The organism is Variovorax sp. MPBD4-3, assembly GCF_058809745.1.
The window spans coordinates 1-22890 of record NZ_JBXASW010000030.1 but is presented as its reverse complement, the minus strand read 5'-3'; the positions used below and the strand labels follow the sequence as shown (position 1 = coordinate 22890).

At 69.0% G+C, this 22890-nt stretch carries 21 protein-coding genes; 9 read left to right on the top strand and 12 right to left on the bottom strand.

Features of this window, described 5'->3' with window-relative positions; all coding sequences use genetic code 11:
- Positions 1-2: 2 nt before the first annotated feature.
- The 8 genes from AC1RVW_RS17935 to AC1RVW_RS17900 are packed head-to-tail and all read right to left on the bottom strand — an operon-like array spanning position 3 to position 8045.
- Positions 3-2756, bottom strand: a complete 2754-nt coding sequence (locus AC1RVW_RS17935) for a DUF4118 domain-containing protein (RefSeq protein WP_493201507.1) — start codon at positions 2754-2756, stop codon at positions 3-5.
- A 14-nt stretch (positions 2757-2770) separates the two neighbouring features.
- Positions 2771-2902 (bottom strand): hypothetical protein, encoded by a 132-nt coding sequence (locus AC1RVW_RS17930; RefSeq protein WP_267898697.1) that lies wholly within the window; start codon positions 2900-2902, stop codon positions 2771-2773.
- Positions 2892-3269 carry a hypothetical protein gene (locus tag AC1RVW_RS17925; RefSeq protein ID WP_081267484.1) on the bottom strand — a complete coding sequence of 126 codons (378 nt, stop codon included), beginning with the start codon at positions 3267-3269 and terminating at the stop codon, positions 2892-2894. The genes AC1RVW_RS17930 and AC1RVW_RS17925 overlap by 11 nt, the downstream gene beginning before the upstream one ends.
- Before the next feature lie 13 nt (positions 3270-3282).
- The gene (gene kdpC / locus AC1RVW_RS17920; RefSeq protein ID WP_081267483.1) at positions 3283-3897 is read right to left on the bottom strand and encodes a potassium-transporting ATPase subunit KdpC; all 615 of its coding nucleotides are present in this window, start codon (positions 3895-3897) and stop codon (positions 3283-3285) included.
- A gap of 13 nt (positions 3898-3910) precedes the next feature.
- Positions 3911-6013, bottom strand: a complete 2103-nt coding sequence (gene kdpB, locus AC1RVW_RS17915; protein ID WP_106936506.1) for a potassium-transporting ATPase subunit KdpB — start codon at positions 6011-6013, stop codon at positions 3911-3913.
- A gap of 13 nt (positions 6014-6026) precedes the next feature.
- Positions 6027-7826 carry a potassium-transporting ATPase subunit KdpA gene (gene kdpA / locus AC1RVW_RS17910; protein WP_493201504.1) on the bottom strand — a complete coding sequence of 600 codons (1800 nt, stop codon included), beginning with the start codon at positions 7824-7826 and terminating at the stop codon, positions 6027-6029.
- Position 7827: 1 nt separating this feature from the next.
- Complete coding sequence (gene kdpF, locus AC1RVW_RS17905) at positions 7828-7926, bottom strand: K(+)-transporting ATPase subunit F (protein WP_019657711.1); 99 nt, start codon at positions 7924-7926, stop codon at positions 7828-7830.
- Positions 7923-8045, bottom strand: a complete 123-nt coding sequence (locus AC1RVW_RS17900; RefSeq protein ID WP_267898696.1) for a hypothetical protein — start codon at positions 8043-8045, stop codon at positions 7923-7925. The genes kdpF and AC1RVW_RS17900 overlap by 4 nt, the downstream gene beginning before the upstream one ends.
- A 250-nt stretch (positions 8046-8295) precedes the next feature.
- On the opposite strand from AC1RVW_RS17900, the gene AC1RVW_RS17895 reads away from it, so the two are divergent.
- The 7 genes from AC1RVW_RS17895 (at position 8296) to AC1RVW_RS17865 (ending at position 17555) form a co-directional block, all read left to right on the top strand.
- Positions 8296-9405, top strand: a complete 1110-nt coding sequence (locus AC1RVW_RS17895) for an efflux RND transporter periplasmic adaptor subunit (protein WP_493201502.1) — start codon at positions 8296-8298, stop codon at positions 9403-9405.
- On the top strand, positions 9402-12482 hold the full coding sequence (locus AC1RVW_RS17890) for a MexW/MexI family multidrug efflux RND transporter permease subunit (RefSeq protein WP_493201500.1): 3081 nt from the start codon (positions 9402-9404) through the stop codon (positions 12480-12482). Before AC1RVW_RS17895 ends, AC1RVW_RS17890 begins: the two co-directional genes overlap by 4 nt.
- A complete protein-coding gene (locus AC1RVW_RS17885) occupies positions 12479-13918 on the top strand; it encodes an efflux transporter outer membrane subunit (RefSeq protein WP_493201498.1) in 1440 nt (479 codons plus the stop codon). Before AC1RVW_RS17890 ends, AC1RVW_RS17885 begins: the two co-directional genes overlap by 4 nt.
- Positions 13919-13953: 35 nt before the next feature.
- Positions 13954-14649: a helix-turn-helix transcriptional regulator gene (locus AC1RVW_RS17880; protein WP_493201497.1), complete on the top strand. Its 696-nt coding sequence runs from the start codon at positions 13954-13956 to the stop codon at positions 14647-14649.
- A 40-nt stretch (positions 14650-14689) separates the two neighbouring features.
- A complete protein-coding gene (locus tag AC1RVW_RS17875; protein ID WP_493201495.1) occupies positions 14690-15271 on the top strand; it encodes a Fe-Mn family superoxide dismutase in 582 nt (193 codons plus the stop codon).
- Positions 15272-15491: 220 nt separating this feature from the next.
- Positions 15492-16478, top strand: coding sequence for a Bug family tripartite tricarboxylate transporter substrate binding protein (locus AC1RVW_RS17870; RefSeq protein ID WP_493201494.1), 987 nt, complete (start codon positions 15492-15494; stop codon positions 16476-16478).
- A gap of 60 nt (positions 16479-16538) precedes the next feature.
- Positions 16539-17555, top strand: coding sequence for an MBL fold metallo-hydrolase (locus AC1RVW_RS17865; protein ID WP_493201492.1), 1017 nt, complete (start codon positions 16539-16541; stop codon positions 17553-17555).
- A gap of 49 nt (positions 17556-17604) precedes the next feature.
- Here the strand turns inward: AC1RVW_RS17865 and AC1RVW_RS17860 are convergent, their stop codons facing one another.
- The 4 genes from AC1RVW_RS17860 to AC1RVW_RS17845 form a co-directional block, all read right to left on the bottom strand.
- A complete protein-coding gene (locus AC1RVW_RS17860; RefSeq protein WP_081267473.1) occupies positions 17605-17862 on the bottom strand; it encodes a hypothetical protein in 258 nt (85 codons plus the stop codon).
- A 19-nt stretch (positions 17863-17881) separates the two neighbouring features.
- On the bottom strand, positions 17882-18646 hold the full coding sequence (locus AC1RVW_RS17855; protein WP_493201490.1) for an SDR family NAD(P)-dependent oxidoreductase: 765 nt from the start codon (positions 18644-18646) through the stop codon (positions 17882-17884).
- A gap of 62 nt (positions 18647-18708) precedes the next feature.
- Positions 18709-19182, bottom strand: a complete 474-nt coding sequence (locus AC1RVW_RS17850) for a hypothetical protein (protein ID WP_493201489.1) — start codon at positions 19180-19182, stop codon at positions 18709-18711.
- Entirely contained in the window at positions 19179-19958 is a 780-nt protein-coding gene (locus tag AC1RVW_RS17845) for a Crp/Fnr family transcriptional regulator (protein WP_081267470.1), read from the bottom strand. The genes AC1RVW_RS17850 and AC1RVW_RS17845 overlap by 4 nt, the downstream gene beginning before the upstream one ends.
- Before the next feature lie 84 nt (positions 19959-20042).
- On the opposite strand from AC1RVW_RS17845, the gene AC1RVW_RS17840 reads away from it, so the two are divergent.
- Both AC1RVW_RS17840 and AC1RVW_RS17835 read left to right on the top strand, forming a co-directional pair.
- Positions 20043-22001 carry an AMP-dependent synthetase/ligase gene (locus AC1RVW_RS17840; protein ID WP_493201487.1) on the top strand — a complete coding sequence of 653 codons (1959 nt, stop codon included), beginning with the start codon at positions 20043-20045 and terminating at the stop codon, positions 21999-22001.
- Positions 21998-22783, top strand: a complete 786-nt coding sequence (locus AC1RVW_RS17835) for an ABC transporter ATP-binding protein (RefSeq protein ID WP_081267468.1) — start codon at positions 21998-22000, stop codon at positions 22781-22783. Before AC1RVW_RS17840 ends, AC1RVW_RS17835 begins: the two co-directional genes overlap by 4 nt.
- The last annotated feature ends 107 nt before the right edge of the window (positions 22784-22890 follow it).

Here is a 22890-nt window from a genome sequence, read left to right as displayed (position 1 = left end):
CTTCAGAGTTGGGCTTCGGCGGATTCGGGCGGCTCGCGGCGCGGCAGCGTGACCGTGAATTCTGCACCGCCGCCGCGCGCATTCGCGGCAGTGATCTCGCCGCCGTGCGCGCTCACCACCGCCTTGCAGATGGCCAGGCCCAGGCCGACGCCCGGCGTCGCCGATTCGGCCTCGCCGCGCGTGAACTTGTCGAACAGCTTCTGCTCGTGGCCGAGCAGCGCGGCGGGCAGGCCCGGGCCGTGGTCGCGCACGGTGAGCACCAGCGTGCCGGGCTCGGCCCGCGCGCCGACTTCGATGGGCGGCGCGCCGTACTTGGTGGCGTTCTCCAGCAGGTTGACGAGCACGCGTTCGATCAGGACCGCGTCGAACTCGACCAGCGGCAGCCCGGCGTCGAGCGCGGTGCGCACGACGGTGTCGCCCAGCGAGGTGCGCGCCGCGCGGATGGCCGAGCCCACGACCTCTTCCACCGACTGCCAGTCGCGCCGCAGGTTGACCGCGCCGCCGGCGATGCCGCTTTCGAGCCGCGCCATGTCCAGCAGGTTGTTGACCAGCGCATGCAGCTCGTGCGCCTGCGCGACGATGGCGCGCGCGGCGTTGCCATGCTCCTCGGGCGGCAGGGTCTGCAGCGACTCGGCCAGCGCGATCAGCGCGGTGAGCGGCGTGCGCACGTCGTGCGAGATGGCGCCCAGCAGCGCGTTGCGCAACCGCTCCGATTCCATCTCCACCACGGCCTGCTGCGCCACCTCGACGTAGTGCACCCGCTCCAGCGCGATGGCGATCTGCCGCGCCAGCGTGTCGAGCTGCTGCGCCTGCTCGGGAATGAGCAGCCAGCGCGGCTGCGCGGGCGACAGCGCCAGCACGCCGCGCACGCGCATCGGCGCGCGCAGCGGCACGTAGTGCCAGGGCTGCGCGGCCAGCGTGGCGGTCGCCAGGCCGGCCGGCTGGCCGTGGCGGAAGGCCCAGTCGGCCACCTGCGGATCGAAGCCCTCGGGCGCGTGGTCCGGCATCACGAGCTGGTCGGCAGCGTCGGTCACCAGCACCAGCGCATGGCCGCCGAAATGCCCCTGCACGGCGGCCGTGCCGAGCGTGACCACCTGCGAGCTTTCGAGCGCGGCGGACAGCTCCCGCGTCAGCTCGAACAGCGAACGCGCGCGCCGTTCGCGGCTGGTCGACACACCGGCCGCGAAGCGCAGCCCGGCCGTGAGCTGCCCCACCAGCAGGCCGACGCCCAGCATGATCGCGAAGGTCAGCACGTACTGCACGTCGCTGACCGCGAACGACATGCGCGGCGGCACGAAGAAATAGTCGAAGGCCGCAACGTTGAGCAGCGCCGCCAGCGCCGAAGGCCCGCGCCCGAAGCGCATTGCCACGCCCACCACGCCCAGCAGGAACAGCATGACGATGTTCGACAGCTCCAGCACGCGGGCCAGCGGCGTGCACACCAGCGTCAGCGCAATGCTGGTGGCGGTGGCCCAGGCGTAGGCCGGCCAGTAGGTGGGTGCCTTCTCGTGGTCGTCGCTGTCGATGCGCGCGCCTTCCAGCGGCGCGCGCGACAGGCGGCGCGAGCTGTCGGCCGGCGCGACTTCCATGATGTCGAGCGTGGGCGCGCGTTGCGCCAGCGCGCGCGACAGCGTCGGCGACGCGGCCGCCGGCCACCAGCGCCGCCAGCCCGCGGCCGGCTCTGGGCGCCCGAGCACCAGCGTTGCGCAGTTCAGGCGCCGCGCCTGTTCGGCGAGCTGTTCCGCCACGTCGGAGCCGGTGAGCACCGCCGTGGCGGCGCCCAGTTCCTCGGCCAGCTTGAGCACGGCGAGGATGCGGTCGCGCTCGGCGGCCGCCAGCCTTTGCAGGCGGGGCGTCTCGACATACACCGCATGCCACCGCACATTGAGCTGGCCCGCGAGCCGCGCGGCGGTGCGCACCGTCTGCGCAGCGCCTTCGTGCGGACCGACGCAGGCGAGGATCGCGCCCGAGGTGTTCCAGGCCTGCAGGCCGCGCCCTTTTCCGTTGCCGCCGGCGCCCGGCCCCGACTGCTCCACGCGCCAGCCGCGCACGTCGTCTTCCACGTGCTCGGCGGTGCGCCGCAGCGCAATCTCGCGCAGCGCGATGAGGTTGCCCTTGCGGAAGAAGTTCTGCGCCGCGCGCTCGGCCTGCTGCGGCAGGTAGACCTTGCCGGCCGCGAGCCGCGCCGTGAGCTCGTCGGGCGTGACGTCGACCAGCACCACCTCGTCGGCTTCGTCGAGCACGGTGTCGGGCACGGTCTCGTGCACCCGCACGCCGGTGATGGCGCCGACGGTGCCGTTGAGGCTCTCCAGGTGCTGCACGTTGAGCGCCGACCACACCTCGATGCCGGCGGCCAGCAGCTCCTGCACGTCCTGCCAGCGCTTGGCGTGGCGCGAGCCGGGTGCGTTGGTGTGGGCCAGCTCGTCGACCAGCAGCACGGCGGGCTTGCGGGCCAGCGCGGCGTCGAGGTCGAATTCGGCGAGGGTGCGGCCCCGGTGGGCCAGCTCGCGCAGCGGCAGCGCGTCGAGCCCCGCGAGCAGCGCGGCGGTCTCGCTGCGGCCGTGGGTCTCGACCACGCCGATGAGCACGTCGCGGCCGGCGGCGCGCTCGCGCTGCGCGGCGCTCAGCATGGCCCAGGTCTTGCCGACGCCCGCGCTGGCGCCGAAGTAGATGCGCAGCTTGCCGCGCTGCGCGCGCGCCTCGTCGCTGCGCAGTTGCGCGAGCAGGGCGTCGGGGTCGGGGCGGTCGTCGAGCATGGGTGGCGCGCAGGTTATCGCATCGGAGGGTCCTTGCGGCGGTCCGCGTGCCGCCGCGCGGTGCGCGAGAGCACCCACCAGGCAAAGCCCAGCGGCACGAACAGCGCCGCCATGGCCAGCAGTGCCAGCAACAGGTCAGTGACCATGGCCGAGGCCGCAGCGCGCGAGGTGATCGCGCCAGCTCACGAGCCGGCCGATCTCGCCCGAAGGCACGCACTCGATCAGGCGGTGCAGCACGTCCGCGTAGCTGCCGATGGGCAGGCGGATCATCAGGCGCACGCAGGGCGCATCGCTTTCCTGCGTGCTGCAGGCGTGCAGCAGCGGCTCGCAGCGCACCACGCCCGCGTCGGGGCAGCCGGCCATGCTGCGGCGCACGCGCAGGGCGTCGGCGCAGCAGACGGTGACGTCGAGCACGTAGTACGGGCCTTTTGCGCCCTGCCTGCTGTTCGGCTTGCTCATGAGTGCGTGCGTTCGCGGCACGCCGGGGTGTTCTCGGTAGGCGGCATAGGCCATGGCTTGTTTCTCCTCAACGGGGAGTCGAAGGACTGAAGGAACCTGCAAAAGCGTCGAGCGCGATGTTCAGCGCGAGCACGTTGACGCGCGGCTCGCCCAGGAAGCCCCACTTGGGGCCCTCGGTGTTGTCGGCGATCAGCGTGTTGACGCGGTCCACCGGAATGCCGCGCACGCGCGCCACGCGCGCAGCCTGGTAGCGCGCGGCGGCCGGGCTGATGTCGGGGTCGAGGCCGCTGGCCGATGCGGTGACCAGGTCGACCGGCACCGGCGCGGTGTTGCCCGGGTCGGCCGCGCGCAGCGCCTCGACGCGCGCCTTCACGGCGTCGGCCAGCGCGGGGTTGAGCGGGCCCTGGTTCGAGCCGCCGGAGGCCACGCCGTTGTAGGGCTGCGGCGCGGTGGCCGACGGGCGGCCCCAGAAGTGCTTCGGGTCGCTGAAGTTCTGGCCGATGAGCTTCGAGCCCACCGTGGTGCCGTCGAGCACGACCAGGCTGCCGGCCGCCTGCGCCGGGAACACCGCCTTGGCGGCGCCGGTGACGGCCATCGGATAGATCAGGCCGGTGAGCGCGCTCAGCAGCACGAAGAGCACGAGCGCGGGGCGGGCGATGTTGCCGCTGTTGTTGTTGTTCATGATGGAAGACTCCTCAGACGAGATGGACGACGACAAGAAGCCAGTCGATCAGCTTGATGCCGATGAAGGGCACCAGCAGGCCGCCCAGGCCATAGATGGCCAGGTTGCGGCGCAGCAGCGACGCGGCGCCCACGGGCCGGTAGCGCACGCCCTTCAGTGCCAGCGGAATCAGGAACACGATGACCAGCGCGTTGAAGATCACCGCGCTCAGGATGGCCGAGGAGGGGCTCGCCAGGCGCATCACGTTCAGCGCGCCCAGCTGCGGATAGGTCGACACGAAGATCGCCGGAATGATGGCGAAGTACTTCGCCACGTCGTTGGCAATCGAAAAGGTGGTGAGCGAGCCGCGCGTCATGAGCAGCGCCTTGCCGGTCTCCACCACTTCCAGCAGCTTGGTCGGGTTGGAGTCCAGGTCGACCATGTTGCCGGCCTCCTTGGCGGCCTGCGTGCCGCTGCCCATGGCCACGGCCACGTCGGCCTGCGCGAGCGCGGGAGCGTCGTTGGTGCCGTCGCCGGTCATGGCCACCAGGCGGCCTTCGGACTGGTACTGGCGGATGAGCGCCAGCTTGTCCTCGGGCGTGGCTTCGGCCAGGAAGTCGTCCACGCCGGCTTCGGCCGCGATGGCCGCCGCCGTGAGCTTGTTGTCGCCGGTGATCATCACCGTCTTGATGCCCATGCGGCGCAGTTCGGCAAAGCGCTCCTTGATGTCGGTCTTGACGATGTCCTTGAGCTCGACCACGCCGAGCACGCGGTCGCCTTCGGCCACGGCCAGCGGCGTGCTGCCGCGGCGCGCGGTTTCCTCGGCCGCGCGCAGCACCTCGGGCGCCATGCTGCCGCCGAGCGCTTCCACGTGGCGGCGCACCGCCTCGACCGCGCCCTTGCGCAGCAGGATGTCGTCGGTGTCCAGGCTGTTGGGCGCGGCCGGCAGGTCGACGCCGCTCATGCGGGTCTGCGCGGTGAAGGGCACGAAGCGCGCGCCCTCGACGGCGGTGGTGTCCAGCCCGTCGCGGCGAGCCAGCTCGACGATGCTGCGGCCTTCGGGCGTCTCGTCGGCCAGCGACGAGAACATGGCGGCGCGCGCCAGCCGGGCCTTGGTGATGCCGGGCGCGGGCAGGAAGGCCGTGGCCTGGCGGTTGCCGTGCGTGATGGTGCCGGTCTTGTCAAGCAGAAGCACGTCGACGTCGCCGGCGGCTTCCACCGCGCGGCCCGAGGTGGCGATCACGTTGGCCTGCATCATGCGGCTCATGCCGGCCACGCCCACGGCCGACAGCAGCCCGCCGATGGTGGTCGGGATGAGGCACACCAGCAGCGCGACCAGCGCGGTGAGCGACACCACGGTGCCGGCGCCGGCGGCTTCCACGCTGAAGATCGAGAACGGCAGCAGCGTGACCGTGACCATCAGGAACACGATGGTCAGCGCCACCAGCAGGATGGTCAGCGCGATCTCGTTGGGCGTCTTCTGGCGCTTGGCGGCCTCGACCATGCCGATCATGCGGTCGAGGAAAGACTCGCCCGGATTCACCGAGATGCGCACCACCAGCCAGTCGGACAGCACGCGGGTGCCGCCGGTCACGGCAGAGAAGTCGCCGCCCGATTCGCGCACCACGGGCGCCGATTCGCCGGTGATGGCGCTTTCGTCGACCGAGGCCACGCCTTCGATCACTTCGCCGTCGAGCGGAATGACGTCGCCGGTCTCCACCAGCACGACATCGCCCTTGCGCAGGTTGGGCGCCTGCTCCGGCAGCCACTGGGCGCCGTGATGCGGCTCCTGCAGCTTCTTGGCCCAGGTGTCCTTGCGCAGGCCGCGCAGCGAAGCGGCCTGCGCCTTGCTGCGGCCCTCGGCCAGGGCCTCGGCGAAGTTGGCGAACAGCACGGTGAACCACAGCCAGATGGTCACGGCCAGCACGAAGGCGGGCTTCATGCCGGTGTCGCCCGGGAAGCTCAGCGCATGCACCCAGAGCACCGTGGTCAGGATGCTCCCGATGTACACGATGAACATCACCGGGTTGCGCCACTGGGTGCGCGGGTCGAGCTTGGCGAAGGCGGCCCACAGCGCGGGCTTGACCAGCGCCGCGTCGAACAGCGAGAGAGATGTCTTGGTATTGGCAGTAGTCATGTTGCGCTCCTTCTCATTTCCAGAGCACGAGGTGTTCGACGATCGGGCCCAGGGCCAGCGCCGGCACATAGTTGAGCAGGCCGACCAGCAGCACCGTGCCGATCAGCAGGGAGACGAACAGCGGACCGTGCGTGGGCAGCGTGCCGCTGGTGACGGGCAGGCGCTTCTTGGCGGCCAGCGCGCCGGCCACGGCCAGCACCGGCACGATCATCGCGAAGCGGCCGAGCCACATCGCCAGCGCGAGCAGGCCGTTGTAGAAGGGCGTGTTGGCCGACAGGCCCGCGAAGGCGCTGCCGTTGTTGTTGGCGGCCGAGGTCAGCGCGTACAGGATTTCGGAGAATCCGTGCGCGCCCGGGTTCGCGATGCCGGCCTTGCCGGCGCCCGCGATCACCGCCACCGCCGTGCCCGCCAGCACCAGCACCGGCGTGACCAGGATGGCGATGGAGATCAGCTTCATCTCGCGCACCTCGATCTTCTTGCCGAGGTACTCGGGCGTGCGGCCGATCATCAGCCCGGCGATGAACACCGCGAGCATCGCGAAGATGAGCATGCCGTACAGGCCCGAGCCCACGCCGCCGAACACCACCTCGCCCAGCTGCATCAGCACCATCGGCACCATGCCGCCCAGCGGGGTGAGCGAGTCGTGCATGCCGTTGACCGCGCCGCACGAAGCGGCCGTGGTGATGGCGGCGAACAGCGACGAGGCATCGATGCCGAAGCGCACTTCCTTGCCTTCCATGTTGCCGCCGGCCTGCAGCGCGCTCGACACCTGGTCCACGCCCAGCGAGGCGAACAGCGGGTTGCCGGCCTGCTCGGCGGGCGTGATGACCATCACCGCGATGACGAACATGATCGTCATCGCCGCGAGCACGGCCCAGCCCTGGCGCATGTCGCCGACCACGCGGCCGAAGGTGAAGCACAGCGCGGCCGGGATCAGGAAGATCGCGATCATCTGCAGCAGGTTCACCAGCGCCGTCGGGTTTTCATACGGATGCGCCGAGTTGGCGTTGAAGAAGCCGCCGCCGTTGGTGCCCAGCATCTTGATGGCTTCCTGCGAAGCCACCGGGCCCATGGCCAGGGTCTGCGTCTTGGTGGTGGCGTCTTCCATCACCGGCTGGCCCTTCTCGTCCTTCAGGGGCTGGCCGTCGGCGCCGTTCTTCGGCTGCTGGAAGGCGGTGGTCTCCAGCGTGCTCACCTCCTTGTAGGCGTCGAGGTTCTGGATCACGCCCTGGCCCGCGAAGATCATCGCGAGCACGAACGAGATCGGCACCAGCACCCACAGCGTGATGCGCGTGACGTCGGCCCAGAAGTTGCCGACCAGGCCCTTGCCGTCGCCGCGCCGCGCAAAGCCGCGCACCAGCGCGAAGGCCACCGCGATGCCGGTGGCGGCGGACAGGAAGTTCTGCACCGTCAGGCCGAGCATCTGCGTGAGATAGCTCATGGTCGACTCGCCGGCGTAGCCCTGCCAGTTGGTGTTGGAGACGAAGCTCACCGCGGTGTTGAAGGCCGAGTCGGGCGACACGGCCGTCATGCCCGCGGGGTTCAGCGGCAGCCAGCCCTGCAGGCGCTGCAGGGCGTAGAGAAAGATCGCGCCCACGGCGTTGAAGGCCAGCAGCGCGAGCGCGTAGCGCAGCCAGTGCATCGACTGCCCGGGCTGCGTGCCGGCGAGCTTGTACAGCGGCGCCTCGACGCGCTGCATCCAGCGCGGCACGCGCTCGTCGCACAACGCGGCAAGGAACTTGCCGACGGGCCAGGCCAGCACCAGCAGCGCGGCCAGGAAAAGGGCCAGCAGGCCCCAGGCGGAGGAAGTCATTTCAGAATTCCTCCGCGCAGATCAGCGCGAACACGAGGTAGGCGAAAAGCACCACGGCGATCAGCGCGCCGAAGCCATACAGAACTTCGAGGCTGATCATGACGGCGCTCCGTCGGTCTTGTTCGATGGCTTCGGTGCGTCGAGCCTGTTCAGCCCCACCACCATGGCCCCCACCACGGCCCAAAGCGCCAGCAAGGCGCCCATCCAGACGATGTCCATGCATCACTCCTGCAAACGAGAAAAGATGGGCTTCAGTCTCGGCAGTCGTGCGTCAAAACGGGGGAAAGAGTGAAGGTACGGCCGTAAAGAAAGCGTAAAAAACGGGCCGTCGCCTCGCGGTGCCGACGTGGCTTCAGGTGTTCGCTCGAATAGCCCCAGCCTATGACGGCCATTGCCGGGCCTTCCTCGACAGGCAGCCGGCGCCATCAAATAATCCAAGCACTTTCTTTGATTAATAATGGGCGTCGTAATGAACAAGCAATCAAGGGCGTGGCTGGGCGCTGGCCTGGCGACATTGGTACTGGGGGGAGCCGGCTACGGGCTCGTCACGAAGCTCGAGCCGGCACACGCGCAGGAAGCCGGCATGCCGCCGGCCAAGGTGGCCGTTGCCACCGCGCGGAAGACGGAGGTGGCGCGCTTCCTCAGCGGCATCGGCACGCTGGAGGCCAACCGGCAGGTCGAGGTGCCGGCCGAGGTGGAGGGCCGCGTCGCGAAGATCCTCTTCACGCCCGGCGGCCAGGTGCGCGCGGGGCAGCTGCTGGTGCAGCTCAACGACGCGCCCGAGCAAGGCGACCTGGAGCGCCTGACGGCCCAGCGCGCCAATGCGAAGGCGCTGCTGGAACGCACGCGCCGCCTGCTGCCGCAGCAGGCCGCCACGCAGGAACAGCTCGAACAGGCGCAGGCCGCCTTCGACCAGGCCAGCGGCGACCTGCGGCGCGCCCAGGCCGTGCTGGAGCAGAAGCGCATCAAGGCGCCGTTCGACGGCGTGCTCGGCATCCGCCGCGTCAACCTCGGCCAGTTCGTGCGGGCCGGCGATGCGCTGGTATCGCTCACCGACAGCCGCACGCTGTTCGCCAACCTCACGCTGCCGGAGACCGCACTGCCCATGCTCCAGCGCAACCAGCAGGTGGCGCTGTCGGTCGATGCGTATCCGGGCCGGGTGTTCCAGGGCAGGCTCAGCACCATCGAGCCTCAGATCGGCAGCGACACACGCACCGTGCGCCTGCAGGCCACCATCGACAACGCAGACGGCGCGCTCACGCCCGGCATGTTCGTCAATGGCAAGGTCGCGCTGCCTGCACGCACCGACGCCATCACCGTGCCCGAGACGGCCATCACCTACAGCACGCACGGCGACTCGGTCTTCGTGGTGCGGCCCGCCGACAAGGGCGACGGCTTCACCGCGCAGCAGGTGTTCGTGAAGGCCGGCGAGCGGCAGGATGGGCTGGTCGTGATCGAGACGGGCCTCGCGCCCGGCGACAAGGTCGTCACCTCAGGCCAGCTGCGCCTGTACACCGGCGCGGCCGTGATACCGACGGCCAAGGACACGCTGGCCCTCGCACAGGAAGCCAGGCCATGAAGTTCACCGATCTCTTCGTGCGCCGGCCCGTGCTGGCGCTGGTGGTGAGCACGCTCATCCTGCTGCTTGGCGCGGGTGCGCTGGGCGACCTGCCGGTGCGGCAATACCCGCTGACCGAGAGCACCACGCTCACCATCACCACGCAGTACCCCGGCGCCTCGCCGGAGCTGATGCAGGGCTTCGTCACGCAGCCGATCGCGCAGGCGGTGGCGACCATGGAGAACGTCGACTACCTGTCGTCGTCTTCCACGCTGGGCCGCAGCGTGATCAGCGTGCGCATGAAGCTCAACGCCGATGCCAACCAGGCGCTCACGCAGGCGATGGCGCAGGTCAGCCAGGTCAAGTACCGGCTGCCGGCCGAGGCCTTCGACCCGGTGATCCTGAAGTCATCGGGCGAGGCCACTGCGGTGGCCTACGTCGGCTTCTCGAGCAAGACGATGCCGATGCCGGCGCTCACCGACTACCTCTCGCGCGTGGTGCAGCCGCAGTTCGCGTCCATCACCGGCGTGTCGGGCGTCGAGGTATCGGGCGGGCAGACGCTGGCGATGCGCGTGTGGCTCGACCCCAACCGCATGGCCGCGCGCGGCATCTCGGCCGGCGAGCTGGCCGACGCGCTGCGCCAGAACAACGTGCAGGCCGCACCCGGGCAGGTGAAGGGCTTGTACGTGGTGTCGAACATCCGCGTGAACACCGACCTGGTGAACGTGGCCGAGTTCCGCGACATGGTGGTCAAGCGCGACGGTGACGCCATCGTGCGCCTTGGCGACGTGGCCACCGTGGAGCTGGGCGCTGCAAGCGCCGACAGCAGCGCCACGATGGACGGCGTGCCCGCCATCTACCTCGGCCTGCAGGCGGCACCCAACGGCAATCCGCTGGTGATCGTGAAGCGCATCCGCGACCTGCTGCCTGGCATCAAGCAGAACCTGCCGCCGGGCGTGGAAGTGCAGCTGCCCTTCGAGCTGGCACGCTTCATCAAGGCTTCCATCGACGAGGTGCGCAAGACGCTGCTCGAAGCCATCGCCATCGTGGTGATCGTGATCTTCCTGTGCCTGGGCTCGGTGCGCGCAGTGCTGATCCCGGTGGTGACCATTCCGCTGTCGATGCTGGGCGCCGCCGCGCTGATGCTGCTGTTCGGCTTCAGCATCAACCTGTTGACTTTGCTGGCGATGGTGCTGGCCATCGGGCTGGTGGTGGACGACGCCATCGTGGTGGTGGAGAACGTGCACCGCCACATCGAGGAAGGCAAATCGCGCGTGCAGGCCGCGCTGATCGGCGCGCGCGAAGTGGCCGGCCCGGTGATCGCGATGACGCTCACGCTGGCGGCGGTGTACGCGCCCATCGGGCTCATGGGCGGGCTCACCGGCTCGCTCTTCAAGGAGTTCGCCTTCACGCTGGCGGGCGCGGTGGTGGTGTCGGGTGTGATCGCGCTCACGCTGTCGCCGGTGATGAGTTCGTTCCTGCTGCCGCAGGACGCCACCGGCAGCCGCATGGCGCGCGCGGCGGAGTCGTTCTTCCACAAGCTTGCAACGGATTACGGCCGGCTGCTCGACGTGTCGCTGCACCACCGCTGGGTGACCGGCGTGTTCGCCGCGCTGGTACTGGCGAGCCTGCCTTTCCTCTACAACGCGGCGCAGCGCGAACTGGCTCCTGGCGAAGACCAGGCCATGGTGCTCACCGCCATCAAGTCGCCGCAGCACGCCAACATCGACTACGTCGAGAAGTTCGGCAAGAAGTGGGACGAGGTGTTCGCGGCGCTGCCCGAGAACACCGGCCGCTGGCTCATCAACGGCTCCGACGGCGTGTCGAACAGCATCGGCGGCGTGCAGCTGTCCGACTGGAAAGACCGCAAGCGCAACGCCGACCAGATCCAGGGCGACACGCAGGGCCGCATGAACGAGGTGGAAGGCAGCAGCGTCTTCGCGTTCCAGCTGCCCTCGCTGCCAGGCTCCACCGGCGGGCTGCCGGTGCAGATGGTGATCCGCAGCGCGGGCGACCACCGCACCGTGTTCGAGGCCATGGAAGCGCTGAAGAAGTCGGCGCGCGACAGCGGCAAGTTCGCCGTGGTCGACAGCGACCTGGAGTTCAACAGTCCCACGGTCGAGATCCGCGTGGACCGCGCCAAGGCCAACAGCATGGGCGTGACGATGAAGTCCATCGGCGACACGCTGGCGGTGCTGGTGGGCGAGAACTACGTCAACCGCTTCGGCATGGACGGCCGCTCGTATGACGTGATCCCGCAGTCGCCGCGCGAGCAGCGGCTGACGGCCGAGGCGCTCTCGCGCTATTTCGTGAAGAGCGCGAGCGGCCAGCCCGTGCCGCTGGCCAACCTGGTGCAGCTGTCGACCAGCGTGGGCCCGAACAAGCTCACGCAGTTCAACCAGCTCAACGCCTCCACCTTCCAGGCCATTCCGGCGCCGGGCGTGACCATGGGCGACGCGGTGGCCTTCTTGAGCGAAGAGGCGAAGAAGCTGCCGGCCGGCTTCAGCTACGACTGGCAGTCGGACGCGCGGCAGTTCACGCAGGAGGGCTCCGCCCTGGTGATGGCCTTCGTGTTTGCCATCGTGGTGATCTACCTGGTGCTGGCCGCGCAGTACGAGAGCCTGCGCGACCCGCTGATCATCCTGATCAGCGTGCCGATGTCGATCTGCGGCGCGCTGGTGCCGCTGGCGCTGGGCTTCGGCACCATCAACATCTACACGCAGATCGGGCTGGTGACGCTGATCGGGCTCATCAGCAAGCACGGCATCCTGATGGTGGAGTTTGCCAACGAGATCCAGATGCAAAAAGGCCTCGACCGGCGCGCATCGATCGAAGAGGCCGCGCGCATACGGCTGCGCCCCATCCTGATGACCACGGCCGCGATGGTGATGGGCCTGGTGCCGCTGCTGTTCGCGAGCGGTGCGGGCGCCAACAGCCGATTCAGCATCGGCCTGGTGATCGTGGTCGGCATGCTGGTGGGCACGCTGTTCACGCTGTTCGTGCTGCCCACCATGTACACACTGCTGGCGCGCGACCACCGCGCGGCGGGCCGCTCGCGGCGCACGGCCGAACTCGATGCGCTGGCCGAAGGAGCATGACCATGAACCGACTCTTTTCATGCACAGCACCCTTTGCGTTGAGCCTGCTCGTGCTGGCCGGCTGCGCGGTCGGGCCTGAGTACACCGCGCCTTCGGACGCGCCGGTTGCCATCTCCGCGCCCGAGCGCTCGCTGTTCGCCGGCGACGCGGTGCAGCGCGACTGGTGGCGCCAGCTCGACGATCCGCAGCTCGATGCGCTGATCGATCGCGCACTGGCCGCCAACCACGACATCCGCATCGCGCAGGCCCGCTTGCTCGAAGCCCGCGCCACGCAGACCGAGGCGGAGCTAGACCGGCTGCCGGTGGTCACCGCAGGCGCGAGCAAGACGCGCAGCATCGCGCAAGGCAACAACGCGGCGCAGCCCGATGCGCGCTCGCTGTCGCAGAGCAGCCGCGCGGGCTTCGACGCCTCGTGGGAAATCGACCTGTTCGGCCGGCTGAAGCGGCTCGACGAGGCCGCTACCGCGCGCGCCGAAGCCAGCGCCGCAGACCTTGAGCAGGTGCGCATCGTGGCCGTGGCCGAACTGGCCCGCAACTACTACGAGATGCGCGGCGCGGAGCAACGCATTGCCGTGACGCGCCGCACGCTCGACAGCCTGCGCCAGAGCCTGCGCGTGACCGATGCGCAGGTGCGGACCGGCCGCGGCCTCGAAGGCGACCTGGCGAGCGCGCAGGCCAACCTCGCGAGCACCGAGAGCCAGCTGCCGGCGCTCGAGACGACGCGCCGCCAGGCCGCCTACCGCGTCGCGGTGCTGGCCGGCCTGCGCCCCGCCGAGCTCGAACCGATGCTGCAGCCCCGGCCGCTGCATGCACTCGACAGGCGCCTGCCCGTCGGCGACCTGGCCGACCTGCTGCGCCGCCGGCCCGACGTGCTGCGCGCCGAGCGCGGCCTCGCAGCCAGCACGGCGGACGTGGGCGCGGTCACGGCCGAGCTGTATCCGCGCTTCGACATCGGCGGCTTCCTCGGTTTCATCGCCTTGCGCGGTTCCGACCTGGGAAGCTCGTCGAGCCGGGCTTTCAGCGTGACGCCCGGCGTGGGTTGGCCCGCCCTTCGGCTGGGCTCGGTGAAGGCCCGCGTGCGCGGCGCCCAGGCCCGCGCCGAAGGCGACCGCGCGCTCTACGAGCAGACCGTGCTGCGCGCCATCGAGGACGTCGAGAACGCCCTCGCCGGGTACGGCCAGAACCAGCTGCGGCTGCAGCGGCTGGTGGAGGCTTCGGCCCGCAGCGCCCGCGCCGCCGAACTGATCGAGGTGCGCTACCGCGAAGGCGCCGCGCCCTACCTGAGCGTGCTCGACGCCCAGCGCACCCTGCTGCGCGCGCAGGATGCCGTGGCCGAGGCCGAAACCGCCTCGTACACCAGCCTCGTCGCGCTCTACAAGGCGCTGGGCGGCGGCTGGCAAGCACCCGCGGCGGCAAGGGGAGGTCCAACCACCTGACAATGGACCCGTTTTCCTCCACGACCGAACCCGCCATGCCCGCCCCAGATGCCGCCAAGCCCACCTGGATGCCGCACCAGCCGGCAGACCGCATCCTCTCGACGCTCAAGACCCGCGGCGCGCTCGGCATTCCCGACATCGCCAAGGTGCTGAACGTCACCGTGGAAGCGGTGCGCCAGCAGATGGCCAAGCTGGAGGCCGAGGGCCTGGTCGACGCCGAGAGCCGCCCGATCGGCCGCGGCCGGCCCACGCAGATCTGGCGGCTCACCGGCGAAGGCCACAAGCGCTTTCCCGACACGCACGCCGAGATGACGGTGCAGATGATCAGCGCCGTCATCAGCGTGTTCGGCGAGAAGGGCATGGACCAGCTCATCACGGCGCGCGAGGCCGCCATGCGCGCCAGCTACACGCAGGCCATGCGCGGCGCGCGCAGCCTGAAGACGCGGCTTGCGCGGCTGGCGGAAATCCGCAGCCGCGAAGGCTACATGGCCGAGTTCCGGCCCGAAGACGAGGAAGGCCAGGGCAACGGCTGGCTTTTCATCGAAAACCATTGCCCCATCTGCACGGCGGCGCAGGCCTGCAGCGGCTTCTGCCGCAGCGAACTGCAGCTCTTCGACGAAGTGCTGGGGCCCGACGTGACCGTGAGCCGTGTCGAGCATGTGCTCGCGGGCGCGCGGCGCTGTGCCTACCGGGTCGTGCCCAAGCCGGGCGCGGTGCCGGCCGACGAGTGAATCCGCTTTTTCTTTTTCAACAACCACGAAGGTAATCACGATGGAACACAAGCTCCCACCCCTGCCCTACGCCCTGGACGCGCTGGCACCCGAGTACTCGCAAGAAACGCTGGAGTACCACTACGGCAAGCACCACAACGCCTACGTGGTGAACCTCAACAACCTGCAGAAGGGCACCGAATTCGAAGCGATGACGCTCGAGGAGATCGTCAAGAAATCCAGCGGCGGCATCTACAACAACGCAGCCCAGATCTGGAACCACACCTTCTTCTGGAACTGCATGAAGCCGCAAGGCGGCGGTGCTCCCGGCGGCGCGCTGGCCAAGGCCATCGAAGCCAAGTGGGGCAGCTACGACGCCTTCAAGGAAGCCTTCGTGAAGTCGGCCGTGGGCAACTTCGGCTCGGGCTGGACGTGGCTGGTGAAGAAGGCCGACGGTTCGGTGGACATCGTGAACACCGGCGCCGCCGGCACGCCGCTGACCACCGCGGACACCGCGCTGCTGACGGTGGACGTCTGGGAACACGCCTACTACATCGACTACCGCAACCTGCGCCCGAAGTTCGTCGAGACCTTCCTGGCCAAGCTGGCCAACTGGGAATTCGCAGAGAAGAACTTCGGCTGACGCATCGCCGGCCGCCCGGCCGGCCCCTGAAGCACGCGGCCCCCATGCCCATTCTCGGCATGGGGGCCGCTCCATTTCCGAGCCAGCGCGAGCCGATACGGGTCCCATCGCGAATCGCGAAAACCCCCGGCACACCGCTTCCGGCACACTGCACCCCCGGTGCAGTGAAGACAATGCGACTGCAACCCCGATCCGCTTCGCTCCCCACAAAGAGACAACCATGATCCGCAGACACCTCGGCACGCTGGCCATCGCGCTGGCACTCCCGCTGGCCTTCACGGCCCCCCTCGCCCACGCACAGACCGCGGCCTACCCCGCCAAGCCGATCCGCATGATCGTGCCCTTCCCGCCCGGCGGCGGCACCGACATCCTGGCGCGCCTGGTCGCGCAGAAGCTCACCGAAGTGAACCACTGGACCGTGGTGCCCGACAACCGCGCGGGCGCCGGCGGCACCATCGGCATCGCCGAGGCAGCGCGCGCCGCGCCCACGGGCTACGACATCGTGATGGGCCAGAAGGACAACATGGTCGTCGCGCCCTGGCTCTACAAGAACCTGAGCTACAACCCCGTGAAAGACCTGACCGCCGTGGCCCACGTGGCCTACACGCCGGTGGTGATCGTCACGCAGGCCAACTCCAAGTTCAAGACGCTCGACGACGTGGTGAAGGCCGCGCGCGCCGCGCCCGACACCATCACCTACGGCTCGCCCGGCAACGGCACCACCATCCACTTGGCCGGCGAGATCTTCAACGGCGCGGCCAAGATCAAGATGCGCCACGTGCCCTACAAGGGCTCCAACGCGGCCATGATGGACGTGCTCGCGGGCAACGTCGACCTGATGGTGTCGTCGGTGCCCTCGGCCATGGCGCAGATCAAGGCCGGCAAGCTGCGGCCGCTGGCGGTCACCTCGGCCAAGCGCAGCACCTCGCTGCCCGACACGCCCACCGTGGCCGAGCTGGGCTACAAGGACTTCGACGTGAGCACCTGGTACGGCCTGTTCGTGCCGGCCGGCACGCCCAAGGACGTGGTGGCCACGCTCAATGCCGAAGTCAACAAGCTGCTGGCCACGCCTGAAATGAAGGCAGCCATCATCGCCCAGGGCGCCGAGCCGCAAAGCATGACGCCGGACCAATTCGGCAAGCTGCTGAAGACCGACTACGAAAAGTGGAAGGGCATCGTGCAAGCCTCGGGCGCGACAATCGAATAAGGCAGGGCGTCGCAGAATGGTGTCTCCGGAACAAGCCGCAACGACGGCATGGAGACACCGATGGTTCCTTCCTTTCCCCTGAAGACAGCCGCCCTGGCGGCGGTTGTCGCCCTCGTCCAGGGCTGCGCGCAGACACCCGCGCAGAAGCCTTCCGACGCAACAGTGGCCGCGCACGTCGCGGCGGCCACGCAGGCCGCGGGCACCGACCTCGGGCCCCTGCTCTCGCTTTGCAAGCCCGCCCCCGCCACGCGTCCGCCGCAGGAAGAGCTCGACAGGGGCCTTCCGCTGCTCATCAACAAGCCGGCACCGCCGCCCGCCAAGGCCTTCGACAACCTGTACTTCGTGGGCGCCGACTGGGTCAGCGCGTGGGCCATCAAGACCTCGGACGGCATCATCCTCATCGATGCGCTCAACAACCAGGTGGAAGCCGCCGCGCTCATAGAAGGCGGCATGCGCAAGCTGGGCCTGGACCCGGCGCAGATCAAGTACGTGGTCGTCACGCACGGCCACGGCGACCACTATGGCGGCGCGCCCTACCTCGCGCAGAAGTACCGCGCGCGCGTGGTGATGAGCGACGCCGACTGGACGATGACCGAGACCAAGCTCGAATTCGCCACGCCCATCTGGGGCGCGCCGCCCAGGCGCGGCGCGGGCGACATCTCGGTGAAGGACGGCGACCGCATCACCCTGGGCGACACCACCGTCACGCTGTACCTCACGCCCGGCCACACCATGGGCACGCTCTCGCCGGTGTTCGACGTGAGCGAGAACGGCAGGAAGCACCGCGCCATGCTCTGGGGCGGCACGGGCTTCAACTTCGGCAAGGACATGCAGCGGCTGGACAGCTACATCGCGTCCACGCGGCGCATGGACTCTCTGGTGAAGGCGCAGAACATCGACGTGATGCTGTCGAACCATTCGAACGTCGACAGCTCGCAGGCCAAGATGGCCGCGCTGCGGAACCAGCCGGCCGGCGCGCCGAACCCCTTCGTGATGGGCACGCCGACGGTGGAGCGGGCGTTGCGCGTGATGGGCGAGTGCGCGCAGGCGCAGCGCGACAGGTTCGCGATGCGGTGAGCGGGTCTTTGCTCCTTCCCCCTCCGGGGGAGGGAGAAATACCGAAGACTCAGTCCGGCACGAACTTGCTGTTGAAGATGGCCACGTCCGATTCGAGCTCGAACGTCGCCACCTGCCCCATCTTCCCGTCGCTCATCCTGCAGGCCGAGAACAGGCTGTAGCGGCCCTTGAAGTAGAACTCGTCCATCACGATCAGCGCGTACGGGTAGGGCACGAAGACCTGGTGCTCGAAGACGATGCGGTGCACGTTCCTCGGCGAGGGGAAGAGCTTGTATTCGAGCGTGTCGATCGACTTGGCGGTGGCCATGGCTTGGGTGTCCCAGGTTTCAGGCCGGATCGCGCACGTCGGCCACGGGCTTGGCGCCGAAGTCTTCGCGCGCCAGGTAGCCCAGCACCTTCGCAGCAGCCGTGGCGGGGCTGTCGAGCATGCCTTCGTTCTTCATCTTCTCGAAGCGCGTGCGGTCGGGGAACTTGTCGGCCGAGGCGCCACGCAGCTGCACCTGCATGTCGGTGTCGATCACGCCGGGCGCGAGCGAGACGATGCGCGCGCCGTTCGGGGCGTTCGCCTCTTCGAGCGCCACGGCGCGCGAGAAGTGGTCCATGCCGGCCTTGGCCGCGCAGTAGGGCGCCTGGCTGCCCATCGCATTGCGCCCCAGGCCCGACGAGATGTTGAGCACCTTGCGCACGCCGCGCCATTCGCGCGTCGCGCCCAGGAACGCGGCGGTCAGCAGCATCGGCGCTTCCAGGCCGATGCGCAGGGCCAGCGACAGCTCGGCCTCCACGGCGCGCGACAGCGGCGCGGGGTTGCCGACGGTGCCGGCGTTGTTGATGAGCGTGACGCTGTCGAAGCGCTGCGCGTCGACGGTCTTGAGCCATGCCGACACGCGCTCCGATGCAGCCACCGGGTCGGACAGGTCCTGCTCCCATTGCACGAGTTCGGCGCCGGCGGCCTTGGCGGCTTCGGCCAGCTCGGGCGACTGCTTGCGCGAGATGCCGAGCACCGTGTGGCCGCCCTGCAGCAGCTGCAGGGCCATGGCCTGGCCCAGGCCGCGCGAGGCGCCGGTGATGATGGTGAGGTGGGAAGCGGTCATCGGAGAGTGGTCTTTCTGGAAAGGAGGCGGGGAGATTAAGGGGTATTGAAAAGCCTCGCGGCTCAACCGGTCCGGAACTGCTTGCGCAGGAAGTTGCGGTGCCGCGCGATGTGCTGCAGCTGCGCGGGCGCGACGGTGCCGCCCAGGTCGACTTCGTCCGCGCCATTGAGCACCGCGTTGGCGTTGGCCATGGCGCGCGCCACGACCTCTTCCTCGCTCACGCCGAGCTGCGCCGCAAGGTCGAGCGCCACGCGCCGCATGGCGCGCTGCGAAAGCATCCACATGGCGCCGAAGCGGTCCCATGCGAGCGCGGTTTCCTCGGCCTTCTCTCGGTCGGCGAGGATTTCGCTGAGCGGCTTGGCCAGCACCACATCGAGTTCCTCGAGCTTTTCGGCCAGCTGCTCGTTGCGCGCGAGCGCCTCTTCGAGCGTCGGTCCGGCGTCTTCAGCCTCGGGCTTCTTCGGCTGCTCCGGGGGCGGGATGAACGCGGCCTGCGCATTCGCGGGCACGATCTGTATCTGGTCTTTGAGCGTCATGAGGTTTCCGTTTCCGCGGAGGGTTGGATGTTCTTCTTGTTCGACATCGCGGTGGCGCGCAGGCCCGGCAGGTCGAGCACGCGCAGGCCACCGTACTCCACGCGGATCAACCCCTGCGCCGACAGGCCGTTGAGCGCCTCGTTGACCCGCTGGCGCGACAGGCCGACCAGGTAGGCCAGCTCCTGCTGCGTGATGCGCAACACCTCGCCCACGCCGGGGTACAGCACCGGGTTGAACAGCGACACCAGGTTGCGCGCCACGCGGGCGTCGGGGTTGTTGAGCCGGTCGATCTCCAGCGCCGCGATGAACTGGCCGAGCCGCTCGTTGAGCTGGTTCATCACGAAGCGGTTGAAGCCGATGGAATGGTCGAGCAGCCAGTGGAAGCTCTCGGTCGGCAGGCCCGCGATGAGGCTGCGGCGCAGCGCCTGGATGTTGTAGCGGTAGGGCTCGCGCTTCATCACGGTGCCTTCGCCGAACCAGCCGCCGGGCGGCACGCCGGTGTAGGTGACGGAGCCGCCGTCGGCGTTGTCGTTGCTCATCTTCAGCAGCCCCTCGACCACGCCGAACCAGTAGGTGGGCGAGCGGCCGACGCGGCACACCAGGTCGCCGGGCTCCGCTTCGCCGACCACCAGCGTGGCCTCGGCGCGGCGGCGTTCGGCGGGGGTGAGCGTGGGCAGCCAGGGAATGCCGTCGAGCTCGGCGGCGTTGGCCGGACGCACGCGGTCCTTGATCGAACCGCCGAGCACGTTGTTGTGGTTGAGGTTGCCGCGAGGCATCGGGAAACTCCGGGGAGTAGTGTCCCTAGGATTGTCGTTGGAACGACAACCGGGCGTCAAAGTGAGACCTACGATCCGCCCACTGTGCAAACAACCGCCCCCACCTTCCCCCGCCTGATGCTCGCGCATGCCGAGGCCCGACCCGAGGCGCCCGCCGTGCGCGAGAAGGATCTCGGCATCTGGCAAACCTGGACCTGGAACGCCGTGGCGCAGGAAGTGCGCGAAATGGCCTGCGGCCTGGCGAGCCTGGGCTTCAAGGCCAACGACAACCTGGCCATCGTCGGCGCCAACCGGCCGCACCTGTACATGGCGGTGATCGCCGCGCAGAGCCTGCGCGGCGTGCCGGTGCCGCTGTACCAGGACGCGGTGGCCGGCGAGATGGTCTTCATGCTGCAGGACGCGGGCATCGAGTTCGTGATCGCCGAAGACCAGGAGCAGGTCGACAAGCTGCTCGAGTGCCGCGAGATCCAGCAAGGCAAGCTGCCGGCCATCCGCCACATCATCTACGACGACCCCAAGGGCCTGCGCCACTACGACCAGCCCGGGCTCATGAGCTACGAGCAGCTGCGCGCGCTGGGCCGCGAGTTCGACAAGGCCAACGTGGGCTACTACGACCGCGCGGTCGCCAGCGGCGAGGCGACGGACGTGGGCGTGATCCTCTACACCTCCGGCACCACCGGCCGCCCCAAGGGCGTGTGCCAGACGCATGCGAGCTTCATCGCGGCGGGCCGCGGCGGCGTGGAGACCGACCGGCTCGGCCCCGGCGACAACATCATGAGCTACCTGCCGATGGCCTGGGTGGGCGACCACCTGTTCTCGGTGGCGCAGTGGCTGGTGGGCGGCTTCACGCTCAACTGCCCCGAGTCCGCCGAGACGGTGATGAACGACATGCGCGAGATCGGCCCGAGCTATTACTTCGGCCCGCCGCGCACCTTCGAAGGCCTGCTCACCGCCGTGTCGATCCGCATGGAAGACGCGGCCGCGCCCAAGCGCTGGCTGTATGCGAAGTTCATGGCCCTGGCGCAGCGCGTTGGCGCGGACATCCTCAACGGCGCGCCGGTGGGCGCCGGCGACCGGCTGATGTACGCCCTGGGCAACCTGCTGATCTACGGCCCTCTGCGCAACGTGCTGGGCATGAGCCGCATCCGCGTGGCCTACACGGCGGGCGCGGCCATCGGGCCCGACCTGTTCCGCTTCTACCGCTCCATCGGCGTCAACCTGAAGCAGTTCTACGGCCAGACCGAGACCTGCGCCTACGTGTGCCTGCAGCAGGACGGCAAGGTCAAGCTGCAGACCGTGGGCACGGCCGCGCCGGGCATCGAGCTGAAGATCGCGGAAGACGGCGAGGTGCTGGTGCGCGGCGTGTCGGTGCTCAAGGAGTACTACAAGCGCCCCGACGCCACCGCCGAGGTGCTCGACGCCAACGGCTACTTCCACACCGGCGACGCGGGCGTGCTCGACAGCGAAGGCCACCTGCGCATCATCGACCGCGCCAAGGACGTGGGCCGGCTCGTGAGCGGCGCGATCTTCGCGCCCAACTACATCGAGAACAAGCTCAAGTTCTTCCCGCAGATCAAGGAGGCCGTGTGCTTCGGCAACGGCCGCGACGAAGTGTGCGCGGCCATCAACATCGACTACGAGGCCGTGGGCAACTGGGCCGAGCGGCGCGGGCTGGCCTACGGCGGCTACGTCGACCTGGCCGGCAAGCCCGACGTGCTGGCGCTGGTGGCCGAATGCATCGGCAAGGTGAACGCCGACCTCGCGGCCGAGGACGGCATGGGCGAGACGCAGATCGCGCGCTTCCTGGTGCTGCACAAGGAGCTCGACCCCGACGACGACGAACTGACCCGCACGCGCAAGGTGCGCCGCGGCTTCATTGCCGAGAAATACGCGGTGCTGGTCGATGCGCTCTATGGCCGCAGGACCGAGCAGTACATCGAGACCCAGGTCAAGTTCGAGGACGGGCGCACGGGCACGGTGAGCGCCACGCTGAAGGTCGTCGATGCGAAGACTTTCCCCATCATCGTGAAGGCGGCGGCATGAGCACCAGGAAGACCGGCGAGGTCATCCTCGACGTGCAGAACATCAGCCTGAGCTTCGGCGGCGTGAAGGCGCTGACGGACATCAGCTTCAACGTGCGCGAGCACGAGGTGCGGGCCATCATCGGCCCCAACGGCGCGGGCAAGAGCTCGATGCTGAACTGCATCAACGGCGTCTACTGGCCGCAGCAGGGCTCCATCACCTTCCGCGGGCAGACCTTCAAACACATGAACTCGCGCCAGGTGGCGGAGATGGGCGTGGCGCGCACCTTCCAGAACCTGGCGCTGTTCAAGGGCATGAGCGTGCTCGACAACATCATGACCGGGCGCAACCTCAAGATGAAGAGCGGCCTGTTCGCCCAGGCGCTGCGCTGGGGCCCGGCCGAGCGCGAGGAGCTGCGGCACCGCGAGTTCGTCGAGCACATCATCGACTTCCTGGAGATCCAGGCGCACCGCAAGACACCCGTGGGCCGCCTGCCCTACGGCCTGCAGAAGCGCGTCGACCTGGGCCGCGCGCTCGCGATGGAGCCGCAGGTGCTGCTGCTGGACGAGCCCATGGCCGGCATGAACGTGGAAGAGAAGCAGGACATGAGCCGCTTCATCCTCGACGTGAACGACGAGTTCGGCGCGACCATCGTGCTGATCGAGCACGACATGGGCGTGGTGATGGACATCTCCGACCGCGTGGTGGTGCTGGACTACGGCAAGAAGATCGGCGACGGGACGCCCGATGAGGTGCGGAACAACGACGACGTGATCCGGGCATACCTCGGCGTGGAGCACTGACGCCATGACAACCATCGCCCTGAAGCATTGCTCCTTCCCCCTCCGGGGGAAGGCTGGGATGGGGGCACGCGGAGCGCCCGACAGATACGCCGCCTGGGCCCCCCCCC